This window comes from Pseudolactococcus reticulitermitis (genome assembly GCF_002260845.1).
GTDB classification, from domain to species: Bacteria; Bacillota; Bacilli; order Lactobacillales; family Streptococcaceae; genus Pseudolactococcus; species Pseudolactococcus reticulitermitis.
On sequence record NZ_BEDT01000002.1, the window covers coordinates 351,712 to 372,094 of the forward strand.

The window sequence follows — 20,383 nt, forward strand, 5'->3', positions numbered from 1 at the left end:
ATAGTTAAGAGGTCTTCAGGGCGGGGGTCGTTTCCCCACTGGTGGTAAAGTCCATGAAGCTTGAGTATAGAACTCAAGCCCGAATCGGTGAAATTCCGATACCAACTGTTAAAGTCAGGATAAAGAGGAGACAAGAAAATCGACCATAATCAAATATGGCTTTTTCAAGTCTTCTAAATAAAATTTAGGAGGTGCCCCAAATGACAAACACAACTCGCACACGCAAACTGGTGTTTATTGCCATGCTTGCCGCTATTTCTTTCATCTTGATGATTTTTCCGCAATTTCCGTTGATTCCGGCGGCGGACTTTCTCAAAGTTGAATTTTCAATCATTCCCATCTTAGTTGGGCTTTATCTCTTTGATTTGCCTGCTGCCTTTTTAATCTTAATTTTGCGCTCTGCGCTCAAATTATTGTTAAATAATGAAGGTGTCAATACTTGGATTGGTCTACCACTGAATATCGTAGCTGTCGGTTCATTTCTCTTGATTTTTGCTATCTTCTTTAAGAAAGATAGCGGGACAAGAGCTTATGTCTTGGGGAGTGTTTTAGCAACACTTGCGATGACAGCGACAATGGTAGTGGCAAATTTTGTTTACGCCATTCCTTTATATACCAAGTTTGCCCATTTTGACATCAATCAAATCTTTGGGGCTAGTAAATACTTGTTAGCGATGGTTGTGCCTTTTAACTTGTTAGAAGGTGCAATCTTCTCAGTCAGCTTTGCGATTGTCTTTGTTGCTATTAAGTCTATTTTGGAAAATGTTGCTAAAAAGACAAAAGTCAGTCATTAAAATAAAAATTAAATAAAACTACTTGTCAAAGTAAAAAAACTCTGCTATAATAAAATAGTTGTGGAAACAACATGACCGAAGACAGTTGGTGACAGACGTCGTAAATCCAGCCGAGGACATTTATTTATTAGTTGATAATGAATTTTTGTACTCTCTATGTCTATGGTTGACGTGGAGTTTTTTTACGTCATCAAATAATAGAGGAGGAAAAACAAACAATGAGTGAAGCTACAATCGCTAAAAAAGCTGAGTTAGTTGACGTTGTTGCCCAAAAATTTGCAGACGCATCTGGTATCGTCGTTGCAGATTCACGTGGACTTACAGTTGGACAAGACACTGAATTGCGTAAACAATTACGTGAAGCAGGTGTTGAGTTCAAAGTCATCAAAAACTCAATCTTGCGTCGTGCTGCTGAAAAAGCTGGCTATGCTGATCTTACGGATCAATTCGTAGGACCATCTGCCATCGCCTTTTCAAACGAAGACGCAATTGCACCAGCGAAAATCTTATCAGATTTCGCTAAAACAGCTGACGCACTCGAAGTTAAGGCTGGTGTTATCGAAGGCAAAGTTTCTTCAAAAGAAGAAATCGCTGCTATCGCATCACTTCCAAGCCGCGAAGGATTGCTTTCTATGCTCCTTTCAGTACTTCAAGCACCAGTTCGCAATGTCGCATACGCTGTCAAAGCTGTTGCCGACAAAGCAGAAGAAGCAGCTTAATTTTTTCGAACTACTTCGAAAATTTTGCCTTGCTGACTTAAATGCGCGCAAGTCGCATCTTATCCTTGCACATTAAATTAAAAATTCTAAGGAGATTCCAACAATGGCATTGAACATTGAAAACATCGTTGCTGAACTTGAAACAGCAACTATTCTTGAACTTTCTGAGCTTGTAAAAGCAATCGAAGAAAAATTTGACGTATCTGCAGCAGCTCCAGTAGCAGTAGCAGGTCCTGGTGCAGCTGCAGCAGAAGAAAAAACTGAATTCGACGTTGAGTTGACTTCAGCAGGCGACAAAAAAGTTGCGACAATCAAAGCAGTTCGTGAAGCGACTGGTCTTGGACTTAAAGAAGCTAAAGATCTTGTTGACAGCGCGCCAGTTGTTATCAAAGAAGGTCTTCCAAAAGCTGAAGCTGAAGCAATCGTTGAAGCTATCGGTGCTGCTGGTGGTTCTGCCGGTCTTAAATAATCTTTTGATTATAAAAAAGGGATACTCTTCGGAGTATCTTTTTTGTTTGGTTGATATTTTTTAAGTTATTTTAGAGGACTATGGCATTCTAAAATAATGTGAAGATGCTGAGTTTTAAATGTTTCAGAAAGTTATATATCTAATGTTTTATTAAAATTCGAGTTGAAATATTAATTGAAAATAGTATAATAGTATCTTGTTGAAAAGATATTGACCTGATAAATAAATTGTCTAGAGGAGGAGATGGCAAATGGAGCATTTTATTTTAACTGAAAAAGAACAACAAGTTTTTAAATTATGCAGTGCTTTATTAAACAAAGATCATGGTGTGATGAGCTTTGAAGAAATCTCTCAAGAAATAAGCTTGTCTAAAACAACCATCAATTATGCCATTGAAAAATTGAGAGACATCTTGGCCCAAGTTCTTGGAGAAGGCCAATATTCACTTGTCAAAACAAGTGATACATTATATTTAGAATTTGCTCACTCCGTTTCTTTTCAGATGTTAAAAAATGCTTATATTTCAGATAGTTTTTTTCTATATTTTTTTCAAGAAGTGTATCATGAACGTTTTTCTTGCTTGATGTCTGTGACAGATGTTAAATTTATCAGCTACGAAACTGGTAAGAAAAAATTAGTAAGTTGTAAACAGTATCTGAAACACTTTTCACTTGGCCTTTGTATGAAAAAGAAGGTAACGGATCTAATCTGTGGAGAGGAAAAGCAGGTTAGATTCATGTTTTTTTGTATGATTCTTTCCAAGTTTCAAAGCAAATGTCATGTTTTTTTTGAGTCAGAAAATCCTAAGCTGACGCTATTTTTAGATAATATGATGAAGGCTTTCCCTTATATTCTCCCATCTTCTTATTTAAAGTTAAAGATTTTTTATCGCATTGCTTTAGATAGAATTGAAAAGGGCCACTTATTGCCTGACGATATGGTATTCCCAGACTATTGTGATTATCCTGGCTTATCACTTGCGGTATTTAGCGAAAAAGTAGCGCCTTTATTTGCCGATATCGCACTTACTGCGCAACAGAAAAAAATAGAAGTTGAATTTTTTTACTTTTTGTTTTCGACTTTGATTTTTCAGCCGTCTGATATCTTAGAACAGTTAGAGTATCAAAGCCAAACTTGTAAAACCTTTGAAATATTTTACCAGACAGTGAAGCAAGTATCTGGGATGACGTTTACAAAATCAGATAAACGGTTTATGAGTTATGCGCATCGACAATGTATGGTCTGGCATCAAATGTTTCATGTCTCCTTTTCTTTTCAACACTTGTTTACTGAGCAGAAGCGGTTTATGGATAGAAATAGTCGCTATATGTTGCTCTGGCATCGCATTACTGCAGCATTGCAAGACTATCCTGTTTATCAAGAGTTGTTTTTAGAACATCCCAATATGCCTTTCTTTTTGCAACGTATTTTTAATGCCATTTCTTTTTCAAAAGAGATTCCTTGTAAAGTTTTTTTACTGTGCTATTCGCCCATCACACAATCAATCGCCATGGCAAATTTGAAAAATAGAAATTTAACGATTCAGGTTGATTTTGTCAATTCGCTTAAAGAAGCTGATATTGTCATTAGCGAATTAGCATTAGAAAACCGAGAAAATGTCAATCCTTTTATTTGTTTTGTGGACACACCATTTAATAAACGAGATTGGAAAAATATAGAGAATCTAATCATTAGGTGGCGTGAATCGCTTTAAAACATAAGGCTCTAAGACAATCGTTTTCATAAACAAATAATATCCTTGTGTTCAAGGGTATTATTTTTGTTTTATCTGGAAAAGATGTACCTTACTTCATCATTAAAAAAAGATAAAATAAGAGATGTTAGTAGCCCCCTCGCTATTAACCTCTCATATTTGATTGGGACAAATAAATATTTTCCCCTCTACTTTGTTTCGAGAGAATATGACGTAATGAAAAGGTGCCTTCAAAAAAATTTTTTGGAGGCACTTAGCGTACATTATTTACTAAAAAATGAACAAAGTTAAATCACAGAAAGGAGGTGTGCTGTGAATCAAAAAGTTGGTCTTTTATTGCTGTCCTTGTTAACTGCTAGTTTAGGGAGTGTAGATGTGCAGGCTGAAGAATCAGACGCTGTCATGAGTTTTGCGGAAAATCGTGACATAGCCCAACCAGTTATGCCCCAAAATCCATCCTTACCTTTTACAGATGGTGATCACAAGGTTGAGTTTACAACTGATGAAAAACTCATCAATCAAGCAACTGATGATCATCCTGTCTTGGTTGGTACTGGTAGTCAGGGACCGCTGTCACTGGATCATATTCCGACCCATTTTGGTTTTGAACATGGTCAAATCACAAATGATCACCAGTTCTATTCTGGCATTGGACAAAAGAAGTTCTATGAACAGGAGCTTTATCATGTGCAACTCACAGATAATCGAGAAAGCGGACAGACTGGCTGGACTTTAACAGCTCAATTGAGCGATCATTTCACATCAAAAGATGAGGCAGTGCATAAATTAAGAGGGGCGATTATTCATTTGCCAAAGCCAGAGGTGAGAAATAGTTTAAATGCTGAGCCTCAAAAAGTAGATAGTTTAAACTTTTTGACTCATGAAACAGAGTTGTTGCCCAATGTTTCAGCAACCATTGCAGAAACGACTGGTGGTGGTGCTTTACGCGGTAAGGGGGTCAATACACTGGTTTGGCGCACGCAGGATGTGAAAATCGGTGTGCCAAGTGGTGTCGGACAAACCAGAGAATATGGCACAACAATCATTTGGACATTAACTGCAAAATCGGAAAAATAAGTCTTTCAATAAAAGACGTGTGTACTTTAAAAAGGAGAAAAAACATGAAAAAAATGACATTATTATGTGTGGCTGCATTAGGAACTGTTGCTTTGGCAGGTACTGTAAAAGTAGATGCACTGCAAAATGGAGATGCCAAAACAACAAACGGTATCATCAAGATGCAAGCCGGTGGTGATACGGATATTTTACCAAAAGATCCCGGAACAGATAAGGATACACCGATTGATCCAAAAGATCCAAATCCAAAACCGGGTGAGCCTGATGCCAACCACGTGGTAAAAGAAGGCGATTTAGCTTTCACAAAAAATCCAAAAGTCTTTAACTTTGGGATGCAAAATGTTTCTGCAAAAATCCAAGCACAAGGCCTTTATACAGTCAAAGCTTTGAACCAAGATACAGATGATAATAATAAAATACCATTTACAGGTGGTATTCAAACCCTTCAAGTCTACGATGGCCGTCCTGCGGGTTCAAATCTTGATAACTGGCAAGTGGCAGTTAAAGCAACACCATTTACAGATAAAGCAACGCAAAAAACTTTAGTGGGCGCAACGCTTCACCTGAACAATGCAAACAGTGCAAAAACTTGTGTGCGGGATAAAGCAGGAGATGTTACGGTAGCGCCAACAATCGCTATCGCAACGGATGGTCAAACAACTTCAGCAGTATTTGGTGTTGAAAATGGTAATCAAGCGAAAGGACATACTGATTTATCTTGGGATGCGACAGATGTTGAACTCCAAATGGCGGGAAGCGAAGCTAAAGTTGGAGCGTTTCAATCTGTTGTCACTTGGACATTGACAGATGCTGCTTTTAAATAAGTCGCTGACGCGGAAATAATTAGTTAAGAGGGAACTAATGCTGAAAAAAAATATAAAAGTGATGATGATGGGAGCGTTAGTGTTCGCCTTGTTTGTCTCCAATGGAGACGCCAAGGCAGAAACGGCAGCTTCGCAAGGCTATTCGATTGCTAAGTTAGAGGCAGGAAAAGAAGTAGAAGACTCTTCTATCTTTAATTTGCTGATGACACCGGGTGAAAAACGGACGATTAAAGTGACGGTCAGAAATGATAGCAATCAGCCCATCACAGTGAGTGATGATATTTTCACGACTTATACCAATGCCAATGGAGAAATCGAATATACGTCGCAGGCAGACCACTACGATGAGAGCATGCAAGTGAAGCTAAGCGATATTGCCAAGGTTCGTGCGAGTGATCTCAAAGTGGAAGTGCCAGCCAAGTCACAAAAAGTTGTTTTGGCTGACATTGCCCTGCCCGATGATATCAGTGATGGTGCCCTACTGGGTTCTTGGTATTTTGATAAAGATGGTCAGATTGACGAAAATGAGACTAACAAAGGCACGAGTATCAAAAATAAAATCAATTACGCCATTGCTCTGAAAATTACAGTCAACCAAGAAGTAGCCAAGCCTGAGCTGACGCTTACGAGTGCTTCTATTGGTCTTTCGAATTATCGAAAAGCATTTTTTGCGCATCTGCAAAATCCGTTACCCGCTTTGATGACTAATCTTGATTATGAAGGTTATGTGACGAAACAGGGCGAAACCAAAGCCCTGTATCAAAATGAGCTTCAAAAGCGTAAAATGGCACCTCAGTCGTCTTATCAATTCCCTATTTTTCTAAAAGATGATGAATTTAAAGCTGGCAACTATACCTATCACTTAAAAGCCACTACAACAGATCCAAAGTGGGAGAAAAAAACATGGGAATGGACCAAAAATTTTTCGATTAAGGCAGATGAAGCTAAGAAGTTTAATCAGCAAGCCATTAATGATGTGACAGCGAAAACAAATTGGATTTTGTGGCTGATTTTGGCTGGTAGTGTTATCGTCCTCTTCATCATTTGTTTTATTTTCCTTTTGATGAAACGTAAAAAACGTCAACAGGAAGCAGCAGAACTTTTAGCACAAAAGAAATTGTTAGAACACTTACTAGCGATGAAAGATGAGTGATTATCGCTAACAAAAAGTTAAAGATAAGGTATTTCTAAGTAAGATGAATGTCTTATTCTAAAACAAACAACTCTGGATAGGAAGGAGTGACGTGATTGATTAAAAAATTCACGATGTTGATAGTCTCTATCTTGTTTTGTAGTCAGATTAGTTTATTGTCTGTATCTGCAGACACGGCGTCAACATTTATTTTAGAGTCAAGTGGTCAAGTCAAAAACTCAGATCCACCTAGACAAAGTCAACCTAGTGGCGAGCCATTACCTACAACGGGAACGAAAAAAGGGGCACTACCAGTAACGGGTGAACAAGCAGCTTGTATAGCATCTATCGTTGGTGCTGTCATTTTAACATCATGCTTGATAATTTGGCAAAAAAAGCGAGCTAAGGAAAAGGAGGAAAACGATGGAAATTACAAGCAATAAAACAGTTTGGCGATACTTATCAGTTTTCTTTCTCTTCGTTTCCTTAATAGCTATCGGCGGCAAAGTGCAAGCCAAAGATGTCGCTTCTGGGACAGAGCTGAAAAAAGCACTTGAACAAGGAGAAAGTTCGATTACCGTGACCTCTCCGATGCTGACGCTACCTAAAAACACGGACATTACGCATGATGTTACGATTAATTTCAATCAAGCAGTTCTCTTTTTTGAAGATAATCAGACACCAGCGCTGATTGGGAAAAATAACTGTGCCGTCCGGATTCAAAATGCCTTTGTCACTCATGATGCCAAAAAAACGGCAGAGTTGACATATGGCGGAGCACCAAAGTTAAATGGTAAAGGGGAGATGACGGCTTATTATACCAATGCTTTTGGAATCGTTTCGGGTCTACAAGCACATGGTGCCCAGCTGAAAAGCTTAACCTTTGAAAATATCAATTGGGATGCAGCAAATATTCCCAGTGCCAATCGATTTTTGATCCAAGAGACTGGTGAGACCTATTTTGAAGGGAAAAATACATTTAACTACTGTGCCGAGAATAATGTCAACTCACTCATCGCCAATTCGCTGATTGTGACAAAAGGGACGACAGGGATTAGTGAAATGGGTTCGAGTAATAAAGCCCTCTGGTATTCTGGCAATGACCAAGCGCCTGAAATGCGCTTAGAGGTCAAAGCTGGCGCTAAACTAAAGTGGCTAGGACAGGGCAATAATTATGGTTGGATTGAGCATAATGCGGCTTCTAAAGACAAGAAATTTATTTTCGATAATCAAGGAACGGTTGTACTGCGTTTCGGTCGAACGACAACTTTCAAAACGACCAAAAGTCGCTTCTGGCAAGTCCGTTTCTTTTTGAGAGAAAAGGCGACGACCTTTATCTACAGCAAAAGTAACATTTGGGATTTAGAGATGTTTGAGGTTGATCCAGCTAAAACTGGAGAAGTTCTGACTTCTGAGAATGTCAGTGCACCAGATAAAAGCTCTTTCTATTTCCGAGCCTTTAAAGATTCTGTGACACTTCTTGATAGTGACGACCACCTTGTTTCAGCGTCAAACAGTAGCAGGTGGCCTAAAAAACCTTACTATTCTGAAAATCGGATTTACACAGCTATAACGGAAGTCTCAACCTTTGTCATGTCTAGTGCAAACCAGGATATGCTGAATAGTAATCCTAACTTTAAACTATATGCTAATCTGGAAAAGGATATGCAGTCAGCTGGGAAACGCCTGCGTTTTTATGCCATACCGAACAGCCGACAAGGATGGGTAATGGGAGCTGGTTATAATGCAACCAGAGATATTGACGTTTTATGTGCGGACATCAATGCAATCGTGTCGTATATGCCTGGTAAAAACGAGCCACAACCAGCTCTTGATAATTATAATAAATCCAATTACATCATTATTGCTCCGGCAGATGCCAATGTGAAACAGCCTGAAGAACCTAGTATACCAGTCACGCCACCACCATTACCCATCGTTATACCACCAGTCACGCCAAAAACGGATTGGTCGGTCTGTGATGAGGAAACCTTGCAACATACGTATAATTTGGAGGACATGGATATCTATGGTGCAGCGAAACTCTTTTCACGGACGAGTCAGTTGACACAAGACTTTGAAGTGAATTTACTTGCCAAAAACGCCTTTAAGGTCAACGTGACCTTGAAAACGTCGCAGGTAGATTTCCCGCATGACTTGGTTTATCGGACAGCTAACGGGGATATACCGCTTGTACCGAATCAACCTCTGGAGTTTTTGACAGATCAGCAAATGGCAAGTGCGGATGGCCTTCATTTCACGACAACATTTGGTGCTCAGGAAGGGGTATTCGTTTCAAGTAGTCGTCAAATAGCGGAAAAAGATAGCTATTATTTCACATTGGAGTGGACGCTTGAAGAAACAGGACAGACGCCCAAAACCTTGACAACTGATGGCAGGGTGACTTTTGATGAGAACGGGCTGATGCTCAACCCGAATCAGCCCCACACCAGTGGTAATGCGTTTGAGAATCCTAATCAGGAACAAAATACAGGCGCGCTAGACCTCAGATTTACCAAGTGGCCAAAAACCTTTAATTTTGGTACGATTGACCTCAGCGCTTTGACACAGGCCAAAGGCTTTCAGAAAAAAGCGCTGAACAAAGCAGCTAATGATGTGACAGATTTGGTTGGCGATCAAATGCTACAAGTTTTCGATGGTCGTGTCTTTAAATCAGGCGTCAACTGGTCGGTTACTGCTAAAGCCACGACATTTAAAGAAAAAAATGTAACGGGGGCAGCAAAAGAGATACAAGGCGCTAAAATTATTCTGACTAATCTGCAGGGAAGGACGACAGACCCGAGCTCCAACAGCGGACTAAGAAATGAAACTGGCATTGAAATTTTAGCTGATGACCAAAATACCAGTACAACGACCTTGTTTGGTAATGAAAATGGCAAACAAGTCAAAGGTTGGAGCGATTTATTCTGGCAACCAGACAATGTCTTGCTTGATATACCACAAAACCAAGCAAAAGTGGGGACATTTGAGTCAGTTGTGACTTGGACATTAGTTGATCAAGCCTTTAAGTAATGAATTACTGATACACTAGAAAACGTTCATTTCTTGGAATGGGCGTTTTTTAAGTTGAGGGTGAAAAATGAGTTATAATATGATAAACTAATGATAATAAGTTTATCATATCGCAGAAATAGAAAGAGGCTAGGTATGAAAATTTCACAAATGAAAAACTTGGGTGAGGTCAATGAAGCGAAATTAAATCAAGTTGGCATTATGAACTCAGAAAGCTTGATTCGTTTAGGTACTGAGCAGGCTTTTTTGAAGGTTCGTGATTTGGTAGATGACGGTGCTTGCATGAATTTCCTCTTGGCGCTTGAAGGTGCCATTCAAGACGTACCCAAAAAAGAGATTACATCGGAACGAAAAACAGCGCTACAAGCATTTTATCGGCAAGTGTGTTCAGAGAAATAAGAAATAATAGGAGAAATACCAAATCATGACAGAATTAACTTTTAAGTCTTTACAAGATTATTTAACTATCAAATACGATGCGATATGTCAAAGAAAAAATATCAGCAGCCCCTCAACAAGTGATTTATTCATCAAATTAGTTGAAGAAATTGGCGAAGTTGCTGAGGTTTTGAGTCAGCAAAAAGGCAATAAAGCAAGCACAGATTATGTTGTTGAGATTGCCAATGTCAATGCTATTGATTTGACGAAAGCGATTATTGAAAAAGATAAACTAGCATCTGTAAAGTATAATCAGTCTCTGAATTTGGCAGATTTTTTGGCCAAAGACTAGTTTATTTAAATTACTTAATAGAAGGCGCTGAAAGCTTTATGATCGCGTACTCTCAAAACACCATCAACATCTTTCCGAAAAACTATAATTTTCTTGACAAATGTTGATGTATCCCTTATACTATAACTATGAAACGAGAACGTTTAATTGAAAATATCGAGGACTTAAAGAACGTTATGCCTGATTTCGTACTGGAATACTACCGTTCTAAGTCCGCTGTTCCCTACTCACTCAATACGTTGTATGAATATCTCAAAGAATATCAGCGTTTTTTTAGCTGGCTCATAGATGCTGACATCACAAATGTCACAAAACTGTCTGAGATGTCACTGGAAACCTTGGAAAAATTAACCAAGCATGATCTTGAGAGCTATATTTTATATCTTCGTGAGCGACCTAGACTGAATACCTATTCGACGACCTCTGGCGTGTCGCAAACGACGATTAATCGGACACTTTCTGCCCTTTCGAGTCTCTATAAGTACTTGACTGAGGAAGTTGAGGATGAAAATGGCGAACCCTACTTCTATCGCAATGTGATGAAGAAGGTGGCAACCCATAAGAAAAAAGAAACGCTTGCCTCACGTGCTGAAAATATCAAAAATAAACTCTTTTTAGGCGATGAAACGCAAGGTTTTCTAGATTTTATTGATACAGAATATGAAATCGAGCTGTCAAATCGTGCCAAATCTTCTTTCATCAAAAATAAAGAACGTGATTTGGCGATTATCGCCCTGATTTTGGCATCTGGGATACGTCTGTCTGAAACGGTGAATATTGATCTTAACGACTTGAATTTGAGAACAATGGTTGTCGACGTCACGAGAAAAGGTGGTAAACGTGATTCGGTCAATATCGCAGGCTTTGCCAAACCTTATTTGACACAATATTTGGCAATTCGCGAGCAACGCTATCATGCCAGCAAAAGGGATGTCGCCTTATTTTTGACCTCCTATAAAGAGCAGGCTAATCGCATCGACAATTCCAGTGTTGAAAAAATGGTCGCCAAATACTCTAAAGTCTTCAAAGTCCGTGTGACCCCGCATAAACTCCGCCATACCTTGGCGACAAGGTTGTATGCTGAGACCAATTCTCAGGTTCTGGTCAGTCATCAGCTAGGGCATGCCTCTACTCAGGTGACCGATCTTTATACGCATATCGTTGATGAGGAGCAAAAAGATGCCTTGGATAAGCTGTGAGACAGCACGTTTCAAGTTGCGAAATACTGAAAAAGTGCTATAATTTATTAGTTCTTACCTTACTTTGATTCAAAAATAGAAAGTTCTCCCCCACTATGACTATGTTCATTAATTTTATTTTACATATCGACCAACACATCTATACAATGGCGCAAGCCGTTGGTGGCTGGACCTATCTACTGCTCTTTCTCATCATTTTCGTTGAGACTGCTGCTGTCGTCATGCCCTTCTTACCAGGCGATAGTCTCCTTTTTGCAGCGGGTGCTTTGGCTGCCAATCCTGATATGCCGTTCAATATCTGGCTTTTCCTCGTCCTCTTCTTCTTCGCCGCATTTCTAGGTGATACCTGTAACTTTTTCATCGGTCATACGGTGGGATACAAGCTGATTCAACACAAATTTTTCAGTAAACTCATTAAACCTAAGCATATCGAGGAAGCTGAGCTTTATTTTGAAAAAAATGGCTCACTTGCCATTATTCTAGGCCGCTATATCCCGATTATTCGGACTTTTGTGCCATTTGTCGCAGGCATCAGCCAGTTTAAAGCCAGCGACTTCATCAGGCGTGCTTTCATCGCCGCCTTGTCGTGGTCGCTGATTGCAACTGGTGCGGGTTACTTGTTCGGTAATATTCCTTTTGTCAAAACGCATTTTTCAGTGATCATTCTAGGCATTATCGTTGTGACTTTACTCCCAAGTTTTGTCGCTTTCCTGAAATCAATGGTGCGTTCTATAGCTTAATCACTAAGCTATATGAAAATTCCTCTAAATTGTCGTAACTTAGAGGAATTTTTTTATTTTTTATTTTCTACAAGTTTCCAGATGTAGCCAACAACTAAGCCAAGAGTTGCTGGCACAATCCAGCCCATCCCAATCGAAAAGAAGGGCAGGCTATGCTTCGCAAAGTCTAGCAAATTTGTCATCAAGACACTGGGGTGCTCTCCCATTGGCATAGCGTTAAGCCCATCAAAGATAGCCGCAATCAGTGTAAAACCAGTCGTTACTTGGTAGACCCGTTTAGAATGATGAAACAAAGGACTAAGCAATGCCAAGATAATCAAAGTAATGGCAAGTGGATATAAGAACATCAAAACTGGAATTGAAATCTTAATCAAATTCGTCAAACCGACATTGGCAAACAAACACGGTAAAATACTCACGACAACCACATAAAAGCTGTACGAAAATCTAGGAAACAGCTCAGCAAACGTCTCTGAAAAGGCTGTAATCAAGCCAACTGCCGTCTTTAAACACGCAATAACAATGATTAGAGCTAAGATGATAGTGCCAAAAGTCCCCAAATAGTATTTTGAAATTTGTGACAGCGCAATCCCACCATTTTCACTAATCGCAAACTTGCCAAGACTCATTGTCCCCAGATAAGACAGACACGTATAGATAATTCCCATCAAGACAACGCTAATCGCACCCGCTTTAATCGTATCAAGCGCGATTGCTTTCGGGTTCGTTACACCACGCTGGCGAATGGTTGTGACGATGATAATCCCAAAGGCTAACGCCGCAAGCGCGTCCAGTGTATTATACCCCTGCGTAAAGCCAGTAACAAAAGCTGAAGATTGATAGGCTTTGCCAACCGGAGCAGGACTGACAGCCCCCATTGGCCGAGTAAAAGCAATCACCAACAAAAGACCTAGCAAGGTTAGAAACAAAGGATTTAAAAACTTCCCAATATAATCTAGAATTTTAGACGGTTTCCGTGAAAAGAACCAAGCAGCCGTAAAAAATAAAAGACTAAACATCGCTAAAAATGGTTCTTTAACAGTATCTGCAAGGAAAGGCGATAAACCAACTTCAAAAGATGTCGTTGCTAAACGGGGTAATGCGAAAAACGGACCAATGACTAAATATAATAGCGTTGTAAAAATATAGGCATACTTGCGATTGATGCGTGAGGCCATTTCAAAAAGACCAGAACTTTGAGACAAGCCAACCGCAATAATCCCTAAAAATGGTAAACCAATACCGGTTACTAAAAAGCCGAGATTGGCTTGAAAGATAGAGGCTCCTGCTTCTTGTCCCATATGAACGGGAAAGATGAGATTACCCGCACCAAAAAATAACCCAAATAACATTGACCCAATCAGTAAATAATCACTGATTTTCAGTTTCTTATCCATAAAACTCCCTTAAAAAATAATAGTATCTTATATAGCATATCAAAATGTGACATAAATTACAATAAGGGTATTGCTTGATTTGTAGTTAGGTAGTAAGAGAAAACGACTATTTTACATAATTTTTATTATGTAAAATAGTCGCGTGATTATCTATTATTCATCAATCTCAACTTTATAAATCCAGCCTTCAGGTGCTGTCACATCTCCTTTTTGAATGCCGACTAATTCATTGTAGAGTTGACGGGTAATTGGCCCTACTTCTGTTTCACTGTAGAAAACATGATAGTTATCTCCATTTTGGATACCACCAATGGGAGAGATCACTGCTGCTGTTCCGCAGGCGCCTGCTTCCGAAAATTTCTCAAGGTCATCGACATAAACATCGCCTTCAGAGGCTTTCAGTCCTAAGCGGTGTTCTGCCAAGTAAAGCAGAGAGTACTTGGTAATTGACGGTAAAATGGAAGGACTAAGTGGTGTCACAAATTCATTATCCTTAGTAATCCCAAAGAAATTGGCTGAGCCAACCTCTTCTATCTTTGTATGGGTCGCAGGATCTAAGTAAATGACATCAGAATAGCCCGCATCATGCGCTTTTTGACCTGGTAATAGACTAGCGGCGTAGTTTCCTCCGACTTTGGCTGCACCAGTGCCGTGTGGCGCAGCACGGTCAAAATCTCGTGAAACGATAAAGTTAGTCGGTGTCAAACCACCCTTGAAGTAATTACCAACTGGCATGGCAAAAATGGTAAAGATATATTCTTGAGCCGGTTGCACGCCAATCACATCTCCTACGCCAATCAGTAGCGGACGCAGGTAGAGACTACCACCGCTTTCATAAGGTGGCACATATTGATGATTGGCTTTAACCACTGCTTTGGCAGCATTGATAAAAAGCTCAGTCGGTACTTCGGGCATCAATAAACGGCGAGCTGTTCTTTGCAAGCGCTCAGCGTTTTGATCAGGACGAAACAATTGAATCTCACAAGATTTTGTTCGGTAGGCTTTCAAGCCCTCAAAGGCCTGTTGACCATAATGTAAGGCAGGAGATGACTCCGAAAGATGCAATGTCGCATCTTCTGTTAATCCCCCATTATCCCATTGACCATCTTTAAAGTGGGCAATAAAGCGATAGGGTAAGTTCATATAGGTAAAACCAAGATTTTCCCAATCAATATTAAGCGTCATCAATAACCTCTCTCATCTATCATGTAATGGATATTTGAAACCCATGTCGTCTAAAAATTTGTTATACTTATTTTAGTACTTTTTGTGTCTTTTTGCAAGAAGTTATTACAATTTTCTGAAAATTATTGATTTGGAGTGTCCTTTTGAAATATTTACATCTAGAAACCTTGTTTGACACGGCAGCGGAAAAAATCATCTACGTCGTGATTGCAAGCATCTTATTTTTTATCTTCTACCGCATTTTAAGACGGATTATCAAGCATTTATTTGACAACTATAGTCGCATTAATATCGCTGACAGCGCGCGTGTCCTGACCCTTTCACGCCTGACCTTATCGGTCTTCCAGTATCTGACCGTTTTTCTCTATATTTATACCATTTTAGGGATTTTTGGTTTGCCAGTTGCGAGTTTGCTTGCTGGTGCTGGGATTATTGGCGTTGGTCTTGGCTTTGCGGGTCGAGATTTGATGACCGATATTATCAACGGCTTCTTCATCATCGTTGAGCATCAGGTCAATGTCGGCGATACCGTCAACTTCAAGAACTTGGACATTACAGGAACCGTCACGGTAATTGGCATCCGCTCTCTGACCCTCACCACTTCTGCAGGTGCCCTCGTTTTTGTGCCGAATCGAAACATCACAGCGCTCGCCAACCTCTCTCGACTTGAACATCACATTTTTCTAGATGTGCCAGTGACTGAGGAAAATGTGGCAGAGCTCAAACAACGGATACTCAGAGTAAACAAAAGCTATCCGAACACAGCATTTGTGGGAGTTCAGATAGCTGAAGAAAAAGTGTATTTGCGGTCACAACTGACCGGCACCTATCGTGAGATTTCAGAACAGAAAGCTCAGATTTTATCTCAGTATTATGGCTTAGATAATTAAACACGACCAACCATCGACTTGATGGGTTCAAAAGATTGCCGATGAATATCTGTGAAGCCTTGCTTAGCAAGCCCTTCCAGATGTTTTTTTGTCCCATAACCCGCATTATGGGCAAAATCATAGCCGGGATATTGTTGATCATAATCAGCCATCATCTTATCTCGTGTTACCTTAGCAACAATTGACGCTGCCGCAATGGACATGGACTTGGCATCTCCTTTAATCAAAGAAGTCTGAGGCACATCAATAGCCAAAGACATGGCATCAATCAACAGATGTTCTGGCTTTAGCTCAAGGTGTTCAATCGCCTGTAACATGGCCAATTTTGTCGCCTCATAGATATTGACTTCGTCGATAACGTGATTATCAATGATGCCGATGCCAACTGCTAGGGCTTTTGTCATGATGCGGTCATAAACGGCTTGATGCTGGGCTTTAGGGATTTGTTTACTGTCGTTCAAACCTGTAATCTGACAATTTTTAGGTAAAATGACGGCTGCTGTGACAACTGGTCCAGCTAGCGGGCCACGGCCAACTTCATCGATACCAGCGATTAAAGTGATGTTTTGAGCATAGAGTTGTCGTTCATAGGCTAGTAAGTTATCAAGTCGGGCTGCTTCATCTAGGCTCGCTTGAATGTCACGCTGTCGCTTGGCGATTAACTTTTGCACCCCTTGTCGCGTATCCTGCGACCATTCGTCAAATAAAGGGTCTGATAGGGTTTGCGCTGTTTGGAGTAGCTCTCCTACTGCTTTAATCGTTATCATCTTGCGCGTCCTCTTTGTTCAGGTCTGACACACGGTCTAGGGTGTAGGTGCCGAGTTTACTGTCGCGAACATCTTTGATAAACATGTCGTAAAAACGGTCATAGTCATCACGGAAGCCGTATTTTTGAGTCAATAAAACGATTAAATCAACAGCAGATAAACTCATCTGCTCGTCTGTTAATTTGAAGCGATTTTGAAGTTCAGTTGGGTAGTTAGTTTTAAAGAAATCTAGACCGAAAATCGTAATCTCATCTTTGGGAATTAAATCATCCTTAATCGCTCCAGTCAATGCCAATTTTAAGCCAACTGTTTGATCCTCGAATTTCGGCCAAAGGATACCTGGTGTATCTAAGATTTCCAATTCTTCATTGGTTTTCAGCCATTGTTGACCTTTAGTGACCCCGGGTTTATTACCTGTGATGGCGATTTTCTTACCTGCCAACCGGTTCATAAGCGTTGATTTACCAACGTTCGGGATACCGATAATCATCGTTCTGATGGCTTTATTTTGAATGCCCCGTTCAGAAGCGCGTTTGAGCTTGTCTGCTAAGACTTCTTTGGCAGCCTTGGTCAATTTTTTGACCGTTTGCTGCTCTTTGGCATTGATTTTAACCGCTAAAATGCCCTGCGCTTCAAAATAATGAACCCATTTTTGAATTTCTAAGTCATCGCCTAAATCTTTTTTATTAATGATGACAAGACGCGGCTTAGTACCGATAATTTTATCTAACATAGGATTGCGACTTGACAAAGGCAGTCTAGCATCCACCAACTCCATCACCAAATCAACATGTTTTAAATTTTCCTGAACCTGCCGACGCGCTTTTGACATATGGCCTGGAAACCATTGGATTACTACCATTTCTTATAACTCCTTGTGTACCAAGGCTTGATGGCCTTGGTGTCTCTGTTTTTTGTAAATAATGGGCGAGAATTTAGATCACTAAACCCAGTTTTTTTGTTATTTTTATGTATTAAAAAATGATAAAATATATCACTACACTCGATACTAATTTTACCATATTTTTTGTTTATTTTCAGAAGTTATTCCTGTTGCTGCATCATCCTATTTTAATATAATCTATCTATACTTCAAAACGGTATCAATATAACTCCGCGTTGTCGCACCATCTGCATGAAAATATAAGTCATCAATCACTAGATTTAATGACATAAATCTCTGAAAAGTTGAGGGTGAGCTAAAATATAGATGTTTCACCTGATTTTGGGTCAATTGAAATGTTAATTGATCTACCACATTTTTAGGTAAACAATTTTCATAAATAACAGCAGACAAAACGTTTGGCACATTTTTTTCTATGTAATCATCTGCCAAATTTGATTTGGGGTAAAAGCAAATCCCTGTCGGTTTAAAATCAGAAAAAGACTGAACAAAATCAATTTTATTAGCGTGAGTTGAGATGAAATCAACCTCTCCTTTAATTGCCGTTGCGGTTTCTTTGCCAATGACCGCAATTTTTTTATCTTGAAGAAAATCATCTGGCAGAAATTCAAGAGGTGATTGGCTAGTTAGCAATACCCAATCACAGGATGGTAAATCAAATTTTCTTGGTATAATTTGAATTAAGGGCACTGAAATTAAATCAAAACCGCGTTTGGCAAAGTGTTTTCTCTTTTTCTCAAACTGACGAGGAATGCCTGTATAAATCATTTTCTCCATAACAATTTCTCTGCTGCATTTCGCCCCAGACCATCAGATGTATCACTTAATAAAACGATTTTTTCACCTGTAACATCACGATTTTCAGCCAGATAGGCTGTCAATTGCCAGCCACCAGCGATTTTATGTGCGTAAGCACCAAGCGGCAAATCACAATTACCGTTTAAGACTTCAAGAAATTCGCGTTCTATCTTGACCGCCTCTGAAGTCAGCTCATCATTGATTTGTCCTAATAGGTTCAATATTTCAGTATCATCAGCACGACATTCTACAGTAAGTGCGCCTTGTCCGACAGCTGGGACACATTCTGAAATACTGAGGCGTTGATAACGCAAGTCTTTGAGATAGTTCATGCGTGACAATCCAGCTTCAGCGAGAATAAGCGCATCAAAATCGCCGTTCTCTAGCTTGGATAGACGCGTTTCTATCTTACCTCTAATATCTTTAATCTGAATATCCGACCGCAAAGTTAAAAGTTGCAAATCTCGTCTAGAACTTGATGTCCCAATAACCGCATTTGGTGGCAAGCCGGTTAGGGTATGAATAGTAGACTCTCTAAAAACCACGACATCATGCGCAGAAGCTCTTGGCGCAAGCGCCCCAATGGTCAAGCCGGTTAAGAGTTTGAAAGGCATGTCTTTAGCCGAATGTACCGCCAAATCAATCTCCCCCGTTAGAAGTCCAGCTTCAATATCTTTAACAAAGACACCTTTGCCCCCGATTTCTTTTAAAGAAACGTCTTGCAACTTATCCCCTAACGTCTTGGTCGAAACAATCTCATAGTCAAAAAGACCCATCTTTTTTCGGAGTAGGTCGATGATAATCTGGGTTTGACGCATTGCAAGTGGAGTTTTTCGCGTGCCAATTTTAATTTTTTTCATGTAAATAGGCTACCAATTTTTCTTTGAGTTGCTTCATTTTAGAGGGGTTAACAGCTTTCGAACTCAGGGCAATGGTGACATCGTCAGATATGAGTTCTGCCATAGAATAAAAACCTGAGTTTTGATGGTCTGTCGTATTATTGACTAGTTGATGGTGCTGTATTTCTGAAACAATTTGACGGTTGGTGACAAGATCAGAGGTGCAGATGAAAATCATATCAAATCCTGTGACATCTCCTATCTGGTAAGTCCTGCGCTGTATCTGTTTGACAGGGATTAGCTCAGCTATCGTTTGTGAAATATCAGGTGCAACCACAGTGATAGTACCATTTTCCTGAGATAGTCGTAAAATTTTACGTGTCGCCACTTTTCCTCCTCCTACGACAAGGATTTGTTTATCACGTAAGTCTAGTAAAATTGGTAACATACTGCTTCTCTTTTCTGATAATTTTAGTTATTGACGTTATGATGCGCGGGTCAAAATCGAGGGGGGCTGTAAAGGGAATATCGGGATCAATCGCCCAAATGCTCTTTTGAACGCGTTTTTTGACTAAATCACCTTCATAGAGAAAAAAAGGGAGGACAGTCTGACTTATCCCTCGTCTGACATTTTTTTCAATAACGTCATGGTAAGTCTTTTTACCTAAGTAATCAACCGCTCGAATCGTTTTGCCTGTTTTTTTCGATAGTTTTTCAGCAATGGACACAAGCATTTGAGCAGGTTCTGCAAAATGTCGGGTACCATGCGCTAATAATATCACCTCCTCTGATGGTATCATCTCTATTTTATCTACTAAAATGTCTAATATTTCTGCCTCATCTCCAAAATTTTTCAGTATTTTAATCACGACATACGGATATTTATCAGCTATAAAAGCAAGTTCAGCTGGTATATCGACCAAGGTATGAAGTGCTGGAAAAAGTAACATTGGCATGACGATTAATTCAGTTGCCCCTTGTTCAATCAAGCGTTCTGATACGACTTCAATAGTATCAGCTTTGCGCTCCAAATAGGCAATATCCTGTAAAGCAGTGATGTCTTGTGTGGTTTTTGTTATTTTGCCGATTAAATCACTCAAATGCAGATTTTTCTCTGGGATTTGACTGCCATGAACAACATAGAGGATTGCTTTCATTTGATTTTCTCCTTG

General features: G+C 39.7%; 22 protein-coding genes, 1 riboswitch and 1 other annotated feature. Of the genes, 14 read left to right on the forward strand and 8 right to left on the reverse strand.

Annotated elements, in window-relative coordinates:
- Window positions 1-7 precede the first annotated feature (7 nt).
- Window positions 8-136: riboswitch (FMN riboswitch) on the forward strand.
- A gap of 64 nt (window positions 137-200) precedes the next feature.
- The 13 genes from RsY01_RS05580 to RsY01_RS05640 all read left to right on the forward strand — a co-directional run bounded on the left by RsY01_RS05580 (window position 201) and on the right by RsY01_RS05640 (window position 12,431).
- Window positions 201-794 (forward strand): ECF transporter S component, encoded by a 594-nt coding sequence (locus tag RsY01_RS05580; RefSeq protein WP_094784564.1) that lies wholly within the window; start codon window positions 201-203, stop codon window positions 792-794.
- A gap of 57 nt (window positions 795-851) precedes the next feature.
- Window positions 852-986, forward strand: a sequence feature (ribosomal protein L10 leader region).
- Window positions 987-1,012: 26 nt separating this feature from the next.
- Window positions 1,013-1,513 (forward strand): 50S ribosomal protein L10, encoded by a 501-nt coding sequence (rplJ, locus tag RsY01_RS05585; protein WP_003140120.1) that lies wholly within the window; start codon window positions 1,013-1,015, stop codon window positions 1,511-1,513.
- A gap of 103 nt (window positions 1,514-1,616) precedes the next feature.
- Window positions 1,617-1,982, forward strand: a complete 366-nt coding sequence (gene rplL / locus RsY01_RS05590; RefSeq protein WP_031365550.1) for a 50S ribosomal protein L7/L12 — start codon at window positions 1,617-1,619, stop codon at window positions 1,980-1,982.
- 250 nt (window positions 1,983-2,232) lie between these two features.
- Complete coding sequence (locus RsY01_RS05595; RefSeq protein ID WP_094784565.1) at window positions 2,233-3,696, forward strand: helix-turn-helix domain-containing protein; 1,464 nt, start codon at window positions 2,233-2,235, stop codon at window positions 3,694-3,696.
- Between the two features lie 312 nt (window positions 3,697-4,008).
- On the forward strand, window positions 4,009-4,773 hold the full coding sequence (locus tag RsY01_RS05600; protein WP_094784566.1) for a WxL domain-containing protein: 765 nt from the start codon (window positions 4,009-4,011) through the stop codon (window positions 4,771-4,773).
- Between the two features lie 44 nt (window positions 4,774-4,817).
- Window positions 4,818-5,597: a WxL domain-containing protein gene (locus tag RsY01_RS05605; RefSeq protein WP_094784567.1), complete on the forward strand. Its 780-nt coding sequence runs from the start codon at window positions 4,818-4,820 to the stop codon at window positions 5,595-5,597.
- 37 nt (window positions 5,598-5,634) lie between these two features.
- Window positions 5,635-6,750: a WxLIP family cell surface protein gene (locus RsY01_RS05610; RefSeq protein ID WP_094784568.1), complete on the forward strand. Its 1,116-nt coding sequence runs from the start codon at window positions 5,635-5,637 to the stop codon at window positions 6,748-6,750.
- A gap of 95 nt (window positions 6,751-6,845) precedes the next feature.
- Window positions 6,846-7,172: a hypothetical protein gene (locus tag RsY01_RS05615; protein ID WP_094784569.1), complete on the forward strand. Its 327-nt coding sequence runs from the start codon at window positions 6,846-6,848 to the stop codon at window positions 7,170-7,172.
- Window positions 7,153-9,762, forward strand: a complete 2,610-nt coding sequence (locus RsY01_RS05620) for a WxL domain-containing protein (protein WP_094784570.1) — start codon at window positions 7,153-7,155, stop codon at window positions 9,760-9,762. Before RsY01_RS05615 ends, RsY01_RS05620 begins: the two co-directional genes overlap by 20 nt.
- A 135-nt stretch (window positions 9,763-9,897) precedes the next feature.
- The gene (locus RsY01_RS05625; protein WP_094784571.1) at window positions 9,898-10,161 is read left to right on the forward strand and encodes a TfoX/Sxy family DNA transformation protein; all 264 of its coding nucleotides are present in this window, start codon (window positions 9,898-9,900) and stop codon (window positions 10,159-10,161) included.
- Between the two features lie 25 nt (window positions 10,162-10,186).
- A complete protein-coding gene (locus tag RsY01_RS05630; protein ID WP_094784572.1) occupies window positions 10,187-10,492 on the forward strand; it encodes a nucleoside triphosphate pyrophosphohydrolase family protein in 306 nt (101 codons plus the stop codon).
- A gap of 128 nt (window positions 10,493-10,620) precedes the next feature.
- Window positions 10,621-11,691 carry a tyrosine recombinase XerS gene (xerS, locus tag RsY01_RS05635; protein ID WP_094784573.1) on the forward strand — a complete coding sequence of 357 codons (1,071 nt, stop codon included), beginning with the start codon at window positions 10,621-10,623 and terminating at the stop codon, window positions 11,689-11,691.
- A gap of 101 nt (window positions 11,692-11,792) precedes the next feature.
- A complete protein-coding gene (locus tag RsY01_RS05640) occupies window positions 11,793-12,431 on the forward strand; it encodes a VTT domain-containing protein (RefSeq protein WP_094784678.1) in 639 nt (212 codons plus the stop codon).
- A gap of 53 nt (window positions 12,432-12,484) precedes the next feature.
- On the opposite strand, the gene brnQ is transcribed toward RsY01_RS05640, so the two are convergent.
- Together brnQ and RsY01_RS05650 are read right to left on the reverse strand one after the other, a co-directional pair.
- Window positions 12,485-13,828 carry a branched-chain amino acid transport system II carrier protein gene (gene brnQ, locus RsY01_RS05645; RefSeq protein WP_094784574.1) on the reverse strand — a complete coding sequence of 448 codons (1,344 nt, stop codon included), beginning with the start codon at window positions 13,826-13,828 and terminating at the stop codon, window positions 12,485-12,487.
- A gap of 153 nt (window positions 13,829-13,981) precedes the next feature.
- Window positions 13,982-15,013: a branched-chain amino acid aminotransferase gene (locus tag RsY01_RS05650; protein WP_094784575.1), complete on the reverse strand. Its 1,032-nt coding sequence runs from the start codon at window positions 15,011-15,013 to the stop codon at window positions 13,982-13,984.
- A gap of 143 nt (window positions 15,014-15,156) precedes the next feature.
- Here RsY01_RS05650 and RsY01_RS05655 point away from each other — a divergent pair, with 143 nt between their 5' ends.
- Window positions 15,157-15,903: a mechanosensitive ion channel family protein gene (locus RsY01_RS05655; protein ID WP_094784576.1), complete on the forward strand. Its 747-nt coding sequence runs from the start codon at window positions 15,157-15,159 to the stop codon at window positions 15,901-15,903.
- Here the strand turns inward: RsY01_RS05655 and rnhB are convergent.
- The 6 genes from rnhB to RsY01_RS05685 all read right to left on the reverse strand — a co-directional run bounded on the left by rnhB (window position 15,900) and on the right by RsY01_RS05685 (window position 20,368).
- Window positions 15,900-16,670 (reverse strand): ribonuclease HII, encoded by a 771-nt coding sequence (gene rnhB, locus RsY01_RS05660; RefSeq protein ID WP_094784577.1) that lies wholly within the window; start codon window positions 16,668-16,670, stop codon window positions 15,900-15,902. The genes RsY01_RS05655 and rnhB overlap by 4 nt on opposite strands.
- Window positions 16,657-17,532, reverse strand: coding sequence for a ribosome biogenesis GTPase YlqF (ylqF, locus tag RsY01_RS05665; RefSeq protein ID WP_094784578.1), 876 nt, complete (start codon window positions 17,530-17,532; stop codon window positions 16,657-16,659). The genes rnhB and ylqF overlap by 14 nt, the downstream gene beginning before the upstream one ends.
- A 219-nt stretch (window positions 17,533-17,751) precedes the next feature.
- Window positions 17,752-18,351, reverse strand: coding sequence for a uroporphyrinogen-III synthase (locus RsY01_RS05670; RefSeq protein WP_094784579.1), 600 nt, complete (start codon window positions 18,349-18,351; stop codon window positions 17,752-17,754).
- Entirely contained in the window at window positions 18,339-19,232 is an 894-nt protein-coding gene (gene hemC / locus RsY01_RS05675; RefSeq protein WP_094784580.1) for a hydroxymethylbilane synthase, read from the reverse strand. Before hemC ends, RsY01_RS05670 begins: the two co-directional genes overlap by 13 nt.
- Window positions 19,219-19,659: a precorrin-2 dehydrogenase/sirohydrochlorin ferrochelatase family protein gene (locus tag RsY01_RS05680; RefSeq protein WP_094784581.1), complete on the reverse strand. Its 441-nt coding sequence runs from the start codon at window positions 19,657-19,659 to the stop codon at window positions 19,219-19,221. The genes hemC and RsY01_RS05680 overlap by 14 nt, the downstream gene beginning before the upstream one ends.
- Window positions 19,631-20,368, reverse strand: a complete 738-nt coding sequence (locus tag RsY01_RS05685) for a sirohydrochlorin chelatase (protein ID WP_094784582.1) — start codon at window positions 20,366-20,368, stop codon at window positions 19,631-19,633. The genes RsY01_RS05680 and RsY01_RS05685 overlap by 29 nt, the downstream gene beginning before the upstream one ends.
- Between the last annotated feature and the right edge of the window lie 15 nt (window positions 20,369-20,383).

Bases quoted from the DNA above. Each gene is read 5' to 3' on its own strand.
- hemC (WP_094784580.1), bottom strand. From the start codon at position 19,232: ATGAAAAAAATTAAAATTGGCACGCGAAAAACTCCACTTGCAATGCGT.
- RsY01_RS05685 (WP_094784582.1), bottom strand. From the start codon at position 20,368: ATGAAAGCAATCCTCTATGTTGTTCATGGCAGTCAAATCCCAGAGAAA.
- RsY01_RS05630 (WP_094784572.1), top strand. From the start codon at position 10,187: ATGACAGAATTAACTTTTAAGTCTTTACAAGATTATTTAACTATCAAA.
- rnhB (WP_094784577.1), bottom strand. From the start codon at position 16,670: ATGATAACGATTAAAGCAGTAGGAGAGCTACTCCAAACAGCGCAAACC.
- RsY01_RS05620 (WP_094784570.1), top strand. From the start codon at position 7,153: ATGGAAATTACAAGCAATAAAACAGTTTGGCGATACTTATCAGTTTTC.
- rplJ (WP_003140120.1), top strand. From the start codon at position 1,013: ATGAGTGAAGCTACAATCGCTAAAAAAGCTGAGTTAGTTGACGTTGTT.
- RsY01_RS05640 (WP_094784678.1), top strand. From the start codon at position 11,793: ATGTTCATTAATTTTATTTTACATATCGACCAACACATCTATACAATG.
- brnQ (WP_094784574.1), bottom strand. From the start codon at position 13,828: ATGGATAAGAAACTGAAAATCAGTGATTATTTACTGATTGGGTCAATG.
- RsY01_RS05670 (WP_094784579.1), bottom strand. From the start codon at position 18,351: ATGGAGAAAATGATTTATACAGGCATTCCTCGTCAGTTTGAGAAAAAG.
- RsY01_RS05605 (WP_094784567.1), top strand. From the start codon at position 4,818: ATGAAAAAAATGACATTATTATGTGTGGCTGCATTAGGAACTGTTGCT.
- RsY01_RS05680 (WP_094784581.1), bottom strand. From the start codon at position 19,659: ATGTTACCAATTTTACTAGACTTACGTGATAAACAAATCCTTGTCGTA.
- RsY01_RS05595 (WP_094784565.1), top strand. From the start codon at position 2,233: ATGGAGCATTTTATTTTAACTGAAAAAGAACAACAAGTTTTTAAATTA.
- xerS (WP_094784573.1), top strand. From the start codon at position 10,621: ATGAAACGAGAACGTTTAATTGAAAATATCGAGGACTTAAAGAACGTT.
- RsY01_RS05625 (WP_094784571.1), top strand. From the start codon at position 9,898: ATGAAAATTTCACAAATGAAAAACTTGGGTGAGGTCAATGAAGCGAAA.
- RsY01_RS05610 (WP_094784568.1), top strand. From the start codon at position 5,635: ATGCTGAAAAAAAATATAAAAGTGATGATGATGGGAGCGTTAGTGTTC.
- RsY01_RS05650 (WP_094784575.1), bottom strand. From the start codon at position 15,013: ATGACGCTTAATATTGATTGGGAAAATCTTGGTTTTACCTATATGAAC.
- ylqF (WP_094784578.1), bottom strand. From the start codon at position 17,532: ATGGTAGTAATCCAATGGTTTCCAGGCCATATGTCAAAAGCGCGTCGG.
- RsY01_RS05580 (WP_094784564.1), top strand. From the start codon at position 201: ATGACAAACACAACTCGCACACGCAAACTGGTGTTTATTGCCATGCTT.
- rplL (WP_031365550.1), top strand. From the start codon at position 1,617: ATGGCATTGAACATTGAAAACATCGTTGCTGAACTTGAAACAGCAACT.